Below are 7,684 nucleotides of genomic sequence, written 5' to 3'. Positions count from 1 at the left end.
GGTGTGCCCGCCCCCGACTGTCGGGCGGGACCGCCCCCGGTCGCCGCGGGGGCCCCCCCGGACCACCCGGGTCCGACGGCGCGCCCGGGGGCCCCCGCCCCCGCCCCCCCCCGCGGCGGGCACCTCGGAGAGGGGTGCGGCGGGCGGTGGCGCGGGGGTCCGGGCCGCGCCCGTTGCCCCCGCCGCGCCGACCGCGCCTCCGGCGGCCAGCAGTCCCCGTCTGGACAGGCTCATCGCGTTACCTCCGCGGCTCGGCGGTCGTCGGGCCGTCCCGCGCCGGTGTCCGTGCGCACGCGGGGCGGCCGTCGTCTGTCATGGCCACGCAGGCTAGCGCCCCGCGCCCGCCGGGGGAACGAGGCCGCCCGGCGGGTTCCCGCTCCTCTTCCCCGTGACATACCGACTGGTTAGTCTGTCGGGAGGAAGTCCGGAACTCCGTGACGGAAACGGAACGCCCGAAAGGCAGGCCCGATGAGCGCGGTGCACGGTGCAGGGGTTGTGGTCACAGGGGCGGGCGGTGGCATCGGCGCCGCCCTCGCCCGCAGAGTCGCGGCCGAGGGCGCCCGCGTCGTGGTCAACGACCTCGACGCCGCGAAGGCCGCCGCCGTCGCCGACGAGATCGGCGCCACCGCGGTCCCCGGCGACGCCTCCCTCGTCGTGGCCGACGCCCGCGACGCCCTCGGCGGCGCCGTCGACATCTACTGCGCCAACGCGGGCATAGGCGCCGGCGGCGACGCCTTCGCCGACGAGGACGTCTGGGCGACCGCCTGGGACGTCAACGTGATGGCGCACGTCCGGGCGAGCCGCGCCCTGCTGCCCGACTGGCTGGAGCGGGGCGCGGGCCGGTTCGTCTCCACGGTCTCCGCCGCCGGGCTGCTCACCATGATCGGCGCGGCCCCGTACAGCGTCACCAAGCACGGCGCGCTCGCCTACGCGGAATGGCTGTCGCTGACCTACCGTCACCGCGGTCTCAAGGTCCACGCCATCTGTCCCCAGGGCGTCCGTACCGACATGCTCGCCGCCACCGGGAGCGCCGGTGAACTCGTCCTCATGCCCACCGCGATCGAACCGGACGCCGTCGCCGACGCCCTCTTCGACGCCATGGCGAAGGACCGTTTCCTCGTCCTGCCGCACCCCGAGGTCGCCGGGTTCTACACGGCGCGCGCCGGCGACCCCGACCGCTGGCTCTCCACCATGAACCACATCCAGCAGAAGTGGGAGGGGGCCGCCTCGTGACCACCGCGTCCCGCTACTCCGCCAAGCCCTGGCTCGGCCGGCTCAACGAGGCCCAGCGGGCGCCGGTCGACCCGCCCGCCTCGCTCGTGCACGCTCTGCGCGCCGCCGCCCTGCGCGCACCCGGGCGCACCGCCCTCGCCTACTTCGACGGCCGGCTCGACTACCGCGAGACGGACGCGCTCTCCGACTCCGTGGCCGGTCATCTCGCCGCCCGGGGCCTCGCGCCCGGCGACCGCGTCGCGATCATGCTCCAGAACACCCCGCACTTCGTCCTCGCGCTGCTCGGCGCGTGGAAGGCGGGCGCGACCGTCGTCCCGCTCAACCCCATGTACAAGGCCGCCGAGGTCGCCCATGTCCTCGCCGACGCCCAGGTCACGGCCGTGATCTGCGCGGACCGCACCTGGGAGGCGTTCCTGCGCGGGACGGCCGCCGACTCGCCCGTACGGATCGCGCTCACCGCCTGCGAACTGGACCTCCAGACCCGCGACGACCCCCGCGTCCTCGGCTTCCCGCGGCAGCCGCAGCCCGCCGACACCGACGACCTGCTGACCGTGGCCCGCGGCGGCCTCACCGCGCCCGCCGGACGCGATCCGGCCCCCGGCGACACCGCGCTGATCAGCTACACGTCCGGGACCAGCGGCAAACCCAAGGGGGCCATGAACTCCCACCACAACATCATGGTCAACGCCGAACGGCAGCGGGCCGGCCACCCCCTCGCCGAAGGCGCCTGCTACTTCGCGCTCGCCCCGCTCTTCCACATCACCGGCATGGTCTGCGAACTCGCGGCGTGCGTCGCCAACGCGGGCACCCTCGCCCTCGCGTACCGCTTCCAGCCCGGCGTCGTCCTCGACGCGTTCGCCGAGCACCGGCCCGCGTACACCGTCGGCCCCGCCACCGCCTTCATGGCGCTCGCCGCCCACCCGGACGTCACCCGCGAGCACTTCGCCTCCTTCCAGGTGATCTCCTCGGGCGGCGCGCCGCTGCCGCCCGCGCTGGTCGAGAAGTTCCGCGCGGGGCTCGGTCCCTATCTGCGCAACGGGTACGGCCTCACCGAGTGCACCGCGCCCTGCGCCTCCGTACCGCCCCAGTGGGAGGCCCCGGTGGACCCGGTCTCCGGGACGCTCTCGGTCGGCGTGCCGGGGCCCGACACGGTCGTACGGATCATCGACGAGAACGGCGAGGAGCGCCCCTTCGGGGAGCCGGGGGAGATCGCGGTACGCGGCCCCCAGGTCGTCACCGGCTACTGGAACGACCCGGCGGCCACCGCCACGGCGTTCCCGGACGGCGAACTGCGCACCGGCGACATCGGTTTCATGGACCCGGACGGCTGGCTCTACGTCGTCGACCGCAAGAAGGACATGATCAACGCGTCGGGGTTCAAGGTCTGGCCGCGCGAGGTCGAGGACGTGCTCTACACCCATCCGGCGGTGCGCGAGGCCGCGGTGATCGGTGTCCCCGACGCCTATCGGGGAGAGAGCGTCAAGGCGTACGTCAGCACGCGCCCCGGTGCCACGGTGGAGCCCGCCGAACTGACCGCGTACTGCCGCGAACGGCTCGCCGCGTACAAGTACCCGCGGGAGGTCGAGATACTGCCCGAGCTGCCCAAGACGACGAGTGGGAAGATCCTCAGGCGGGAACTGCGTTCCCGTACCTGAGCGTCCCAGGCGGGGACAGTCCCCCGGCGGGCCCGTAGGGGGCGCCCGGGGGTGACACGGAGCGGAAGGCGGGTGGTGGCAGATGGCCAGGACGACGGACGGACAGGGCGAGCCCGTCCCGCGGCGGCTGCTGGCCGCCGCCACCCGGCTCTTCGCCGAGCGCGGCTACGACCGGACGTCCGTCCAGGAGATCGTCGAGGCGGCCGGCGTCACCAAGGGCGCGCTCTACCACTACTTCGGCTCCAAGGAGGACCTCCTCCAGGAGGTCTACGCCCGGGTGCTCCGCCTCCAGCAGGAACGGCTCGACGGCTTCGCGAACGCGGACGGGCCGGTGGAGCGGCGGCTGCGGGAAGCCGCCGCCGACGTCGTCGTGACGACCATCGACAACCTGGACGACGCCGCGATCTTCTTCCGCTCCATGCACCACCTCAGCCCGGAGAAGAACAAGCAGGTACGGACCGAACGGCGCCGCTACCACGAGCGGTTCCGCGCGCTGATCGAGGAGGGTCAGCGCGCCGGCGTCTTCTCCACCGCCACCCCGGCCGACCTCGTCGTCGACTACCACTTCGGCTCGGTCCACCACCTCTCCACCTGGTACCGGCCGGACGGCCCGCTCACCCCGGCCGAGGTCGCGGACCACCTCGCGGACCTGCTGCTGCGCGCGCTGCGCCCCTGACGCACCCTGCCTCCCCGGCTCCTCCCGCGCCATACGTACTTGTACGCATTGCGGCCCGCCGAGCGCGTTCGTCACGATGAGTGGTGTTGGCGCTACGGAATGTCAGGGTTCCGGGCGGGAAGTGCGACAGGAAGATCCAGGGGGATCGATGAACAAGATCCGTGCGTTCATGCTGAAGGCCACGGTCGGGGCGGTCGCCGCGGGGGCGCTCGCCGCGAGTGTGATGACGGCGCCGGCGGGGGCACAGGCCGCTCCCGACCAGGTTCGACAGACCTACGCGGCCCAGACCGACCGGGCCGGCCTGACCGGTGATCAGGCCGCCGGCCTCCAGGACCGGGTCGACGCCTATCTGGGGAGGCTGGCGGGGAGCAAGCAGGTCTCCGCCAACAGGATCACGATGCCGGGCGGTGACGTCACCGTCGCGGCCCCCGGTCAGCGGTCCGCGCGGGACCTCGCCCTGCCGCCGGTGAGCAACCGGCTGCCCGCCGCCTGCGGCTCCGGGCACCTCTGTCTGTACCGGGGCGGCGACACGCTCGACTACTACCGGTGCGGCACCTACAGCCTCTCGTGGACCGGCGACGGAACCTTCAACAACAACCAGACCAGGAACACCAGGGCGCGCTTCCTGAACTCGGACCGCTCGGAGCGCTGGAGCCATGTGGCGCCGGGCACCGGCACCGCGAGCTGGACCCCGGTCTACTACGTGGTGCCCTGCTGACCGCCGTCGGCTGAGGGGCCGTGCCGGGGCCGGGCCGGGGTCGCGTCGGGGCCGCGCCGCCGGACGGCCCCGGCCCGGCCCGGGAGCGGGCCCGCGGGAGGGTGTGGGCGCGGAGAGTGATGGAAAGAGTACGTACGGTCAGTGACGGTCGTGCGGGCACGGGGGTAGATCGATGGGCACCGCCCTGTGGAATGAGTACGCGCAGATGCTCGGCCTGGCCGTCGCCGTACTGGAGCGCGCCGATCCCGAGCCGCCCTGGCCGCTGGTCCTGGCGGAGCTGACCCGGGGGCTGCACTCCCCGGCGGCCTCCCTCGCCCAGGCCCGGTACGCGGAGCGGACGGGGCGGGTGGAGGCGTGGAGGACGGCGCTCCCGGTCTCCCCGGGGCTGCTCGACTCCCTGATGGCCCGCCAAGTCCGGGCCGGCAACCCGCTGGTGGCGCACTACGCGTCCACGCCCGACCGTACGCCCCGAACGGCCAGCGAGGTGATGGGCGAGCGGTCCTGGCTGCGCAGCAGGAGCCACCGGCTGGCGCGGGGGACACTGGGCGCCCATATGCTCGCCATCCCGCTGCCGGCCCCCGCCGGCGTCGTCAGGGGCTTCGTCCTCCACCACGAGTGCGAGGACTTCACCGCCGAGGAACGGGCGTACGCGGGCCGTGTGCAGCCCCTGCTCGTCGGTATCGACTGCCACTACCGCGCGCTGGCACGCTGGCGGACGGCTCCGGACCGGGCCCGTACCGGGTCCGGCGCCGCGCCGACCGCGCGGGCGGTGGAGGCGGGGCTCACACCACGTCAGCACGCCGTACTGACCCTGCTCGCCAAGGCCCTGCCCGCCACGGCGATCGCCCACCGGCTCCACATCTCACCGCGCACCGCCCACAAGCACATCGAGGGCATCTACCGCAGGCTGGGCACCTGCGACCGGCTCTCCACCGTCATGCGCGCCCAGTCCCTGGGCCTGCTGCCCCTTCCGCGCCCCGTCGACCGCTGAACCGGAGGCTCATCGGTACTTCTTCAACTCCCGCCGGGCCAGGGAGCGCTGGTGGACCTCGTCGGGGCCGTCCGCCAGCCGGAGCGTCCGGGCCGAGGCCCACAGCTCCGCCAGCGGGAAGTCCTGGCCGACGCCGCCCGCGCCGTGCAACTGGACGGCCGAGTCGATGATGTCCACGACCGCGCGCGGCGTCGCGATCTTGATGGCCTGGATCTCCGTGTGCGCCCCGCGGTTGCCGACGGTGTCCATCAGCCAGGCCGTCTTGAGCACGAGCAGCCGGAGCTGTTCGACCGTCACCCGGGCGTCCGCGATCCAGTTCTGGACGACCCCCTGCTCGGCGAGCGGCTTCCCGAACGCCGTCCGGGACAGGGCCCGGCGGCACATCAGCTCGATCGCCCGCTCGGCCATGCCGATCAGCCGCATGCAGTGGTGGATCCGGCCAGGACCCAGCCTGGCCTGCGCGATGGCGAAGCCGCCGCCCTCCTCCCCGATGAGATGCGAGGCGGGCACCCGTACGTTCTCGAAGACGACCTCGGCATGGCCGCCGTGCGAGTGGTCCTCGTAGCCGTACACCCGCATCGCCCGGCGCACCTCGACCCCCGGGGTGTCACGGGGGACCAGGATCATCGACTGCTGGCGGCGCGGGTCGGCGCCGTCCGGGTCGGTCTTGCCCATCACGATGAAGACGGCACAGTCCGGGTTCATCGCCCCGGAGATGTACCACTTGCGGCCGTCGACGACGTACGCGTCGCCGTCGCGCCGGATGCTGGTGCGGACATTGGTCGCGTCGGACGAGGCGACCTCCGGCTCCGTCATCGCGAACGCCGACCGGATCTCCCCGGCGAGCAGCGGCTCCAGCCACTGCTTGCGCTGCTCCTCCGAGCCGAACTGGGCCAGCAGCTCCATGTTCCCGGTGTCGGGGGCCGCGCAGTTCAGCGCGGTGGGGGCCAGTTCGGGGGAGCGACCGGTGATCTCGGCGAGTGGCGCGTACTGGAGATTGGTCAGCCCGGCCCCGTACTCGCCGTCCGGGAGGAAGAGGTTCCACAGCCCCTGCCGGCGGGCCTCGGCCTTCAGCTCCCCGACCACGGCCGGGGTGCCCCACGGGTCGGCCAGGCGGGACCGCTGCTCCCGCGCGACCTCCTCGGCCGGGTATACGTGCTCGTCCATGAAGGTGAGCAGCCTGGCCCGCAGCTCTTCGGTGCGGGCGTCGAATGCGAAGTCCATCAGGGGTACTCAGCCTTCCTGGAGGGTGGTGAGACCGTGCTCGATGAAGACGGGGACGAGGGAGCCGATCCGGTCGAACCCCTGCCCCACCGTCTGGTGGAGGGTGTAGCGGTAGTGGATGCCCTCCAGGATCACGGCGAGCTTGAACCAGGCGAACGCCGTGTACCAGGAGATGCCGGCCGTGTCCCGCCCGGAGGCCGCCGCGTACCGCTCGATCAGTTCGCCCGGGGACGGATGGCCGGCGGCCCCCGCGGTCGTACTGATCGGGGAGCCCGTCACCTCCAGGGGCGCGCTGTACATCACCAGCAGCCCGAGGTCGGTGAGCGGGTCGCCGAGCGTGGACATCTCCCAGTCCAGCACCGCGTTGATCCGGTCGTCCGCGCCGAGCAGCACGTTGTCGAGCCGGTAGTCGCCGTGGATCACGGTGGGCGCGGGGGAGACGGGCAGGGACCGGCCGAGCGCCGCCCGGAGTTCGTCGATGCCGGGCAGCTCGCGGTTGCGCGAGGCGTCGAGCTGCTTGCCCCAGCGGCGGAGCTGCCGGTCGAGAAAGCCCTCCGGCCGGCCGAAGTCGCCGAGCCCGACGGCGGCGGGGTCGACGGCGTGCAGCTCGACCAGGGTGTCGACCAGGGCCAGCACGGCGGCGCGGGTGCGCTCGGGACCGAGCGGGGCGAGCTGTTCGGCCGTCCGGTACGGCGTGCCCGCCACCTGCTCCATGACGTAGAACGGGGCGCCGAGCACCGACTCGTCCTCGCAGAGCAGCAGCGGTTCGGGGACGGGTACGGCGGTCGGGTGCAGCGCCTCGATCACCCGGTACTCGCGCTTCATGTCGTGTGCGGTGGCCAGCACATGGCCCAGCGGGGGCCTGCGGACCACCCAGTGGCCGGTCCCGTCCGTGACGGCGTACGTCAGGTTCGACCGGCCGCCCTCGATCAGCCGCGCGTCGAGCGGACCGCCCACCAGACCGGGGACCACGCGGTCGAGATGGCCGCGCAGCCGCTCGGGATCGAGTCCTGGCGTGGGGGCTGAGCTCATCGGGCGTACCTCCGTGGACGGGCGGTCGGTCGGACGGTCGGGTCCCATGATGCCGACCAGTCGGTATGTCGTCCAGTGCCCGGCCCCCGGGCGCTCCCGGCCCCCGGGCGCTCCCGGCCCCCGGGCGCTCCCGGCCCCCGGGCGCTCCCGGCCCC

Annotated in this window: 7 protein-coding genes; 5 read left to right on the top strand and 2 right to left on the bottom strand. The window is 73.5% G+C overall.

The window, feature by feature from the left end; genetic code table 11:
- Positions 1-468: 468 nt before the first annotated feature.
- From ACFXPK_RS31935 to ACFXPK_RS31915, 5 genes are all read left to right on the top strand, one after another.
- Positions 469-1,233 carry an SDR family oxidoreductase gene (locus ACFXPK_RS31935; protein ID WP_385080656.1) on the top strand — a complete coding sequence of 255 codons (765 nt, stop codon included), beginning with the start codon at positions 469-471 and terminating at the stop codon, positions 1,231-1,233.
- Positions 1,230-2,888: a class I adenylate-forming enzyme family protein gene (locus ACFXPK_RS31930; protein WP_385080654.1), complete on the top strand. Its 1,659-nt coding sequence runs from the start codon at positions 1,230-1,232 to the stop codon at positions 2,886-2,888. The genes ACFXPK_RS31935 and ACFXPK_RS31930 overlap by 4 nt, the downstream gene beginning before the upstream one ends.
- Before the next feature lie 82 nt (positions 2,889-2,970).
- Positions 2,971-3,564: a TetR/AcrR family transcriptional regulator gene (locus tag ACFXPK_RS31925; protein ID WP_385080652.1), complete on the top strand. Its 594-nt coding sequence runs from the start codon at positions 2,971-2,973 to the stop codon at positions 3,562-3,564.
- A gap of 148 nt (positions 3,565-3,712) precedes the next feature.
- Complete coding sequence (locus tag ACFXPK_RS31920; protein ID WP_385006278.1) at positions 3,713-4,282, top strand: hypothetical protein; 570 nt, start codon at positions 3,713-3,715, stop codon at positions 4,280-4,282.
- Positions 4,283-4,454: 172 nt separating this feature from the next.
- Entirely contained in the window at positions 4,455-5,273 is an 819-nt protein-coding gene (locus tag ACFXPK_RS31915; RefSeq protein ID WP_385006276.1) for a response regulator transcription factor, read from the top strand.
- Positions 5,274-5,282: 9 nt separating this feature from the next.
- Here the strand turns inward: ACFXPK_RS31915 and ACFXPK_RS31910 are convergent, their stop codons facing one another.
- Positions 5,283-6,497 (bottom strand): acyl-CoA dehydrogenase family protein, encoded by a 1,215-nt coding sequence (locus ACFXPK_RS31910; RefSeq protein WP_385006274.1) that lies wholly within the window; start codon positions 6,495-6,497, stop codon positions 5,283-5,285.
- A gap of 9 nt (positions 6,498-6,506) precedes the next feature.
- Positions 6,507-7,529, bottom strand: a complete 1,023-nt coding sequence (locus ACFXPK_RS31905) for a phosphotransferase family protein (protein ID WP_385080649.1) — start codon at positions 7,527-7,529, stop codon at positions 6,507-6,509.
- Positions 7,530-7,684: the final 155 nt, after the last annotated feature.

This window comes from Streptomyces sp. NPDC059142, assembly GCF_042755665.1.
Classification (GTDB): domain Bacteria; phylum Actinomycetota; class Actinomycetes; order Streptomycetales; family Streptomycetaceae; genus Streptomyces.
The sequence above is the reverse complement of the archived record's forward strand: the minus strand, read 5'-3'. Positions and strand labels throughout refer to the sequence as shown.